This window comes from Streptococcus cristatus (genome assembly GCF_003943505.1).
Classification (GTDB): Bacteria; Bacillota; Bacilli; order Lactobacillales; family Streptococcaceae; genus Streptococcus; species Streptococcus cristatus_E.
Map to the genome: position 1 here is coordinate 1 of NZ_RJPS01000029.1, position 1167 is coordinate 1167.

Consider the following 1167-nt stretch of genomic DNA (forward strand, 5'->3'; position numbering starts at 1 on the left):
GCACAAACTCCTGATAAGTAAGATTTTCTTTCAAAAGGATATAAGCTATTTTAAGAAGTTGATGTGCGAGTGCAATAGTTGCTTTTTGCGGTCCTCTCCTGCTTTGAATCTGGTAATAACGCTCTACTAGTGGACTTCCTTTTTGTTTTTTTGCAGCAAAAACTGTTTGACAGAGACACCTTTTTAAATAGGAATTGCCATGTCTGATTTTTGTGCTCCTCTTTTTACCGGCACTTTCATTATTTCCAGGACACAAACCAGCCCAGGAAGCGAGATGTCCAGCTGTTGGAAACGGGCTCATGTCTACCCCAATTTCCGCTATGATCACAGAGGCTGTAATGAGATCAATACCAGGAATAGAATCTAGGATTTCCACTGGTCTCTCATAGAGATTTAGATAGCCGTTCATACGCTCTTCCAAACAATCGATTTGTTTTTGATAAAAATCGTAAATCTCCAAGGACTGACCTAACATAAAACGATGATGAGCCGAAAAATACCCATCAAGTGCCTCAAGGAGTTGGGGAACTTTTCTTTTCAAACTGGTATAAACAGATTGGTGGATCATTCTTGGGGTAAGGGGCGTCTCATCAATAAGCAGTTGCAGTAAGTTTCGACCAGAAGCCCCCATGATATCTTCTATGTAGGTTGTTAGCTTAATACCTCCTGATTGGAGGATTTTATGGATCCGATTGGTCTCACGATTACGGCTCTCTACATAGTGTTTCCGTTGTNGTGTTAGCTCTCTCAATTCTTGAATGGTTTCATCAGGAACGAAACTGCGAGGGAGCAGGCCGATTCGTGTTAATTGGGCAATCCAGTGAGCATCTTTCTTATCTGTTTTTTGACCTGGAATAGCTTTCATATGAGCAGGCTGTGCTAGGATGAGTTCAAAGTCATCACAGAGTTCATGCCAGACAGGTCTCCAGTAAACTCCTGTGCTTTCCATGCCGACGGCTTCTACATGAAATCGACTGAGAAAATCATGACAGGCTTTTAATCCTTTTGTTGTTGTATCAAACTGAGCCATTTCACGCTTTGGACGAGTAGAAGTGAGCGGCCCATGTAGAATACAAACCACAAGAGTAGCTTGATGGACATCAATACCTGCACAAGATTGATAGAGAACATCCATTGTGATTCCCTCCATTTATAAAGTCAGAGAGC

The 1167-nt window shown here is 41.9% G+C and carries 1 protein-coding gene; it reads right to left on the bottom strand.

Annotation, left to right across the window (positions count from 1 at the left end):
• Positions 1 to 1135: IS110 family RNA-guided transposase (locus tag D8792_RS10710; RefSeq protein ID WP_125374000.1), on the bottom strand; the 1135-nt coding region annotated here is incomplete at its 3' end.
• Positions 1136 to 1167 lie beyond the last annotated feature (32 nt).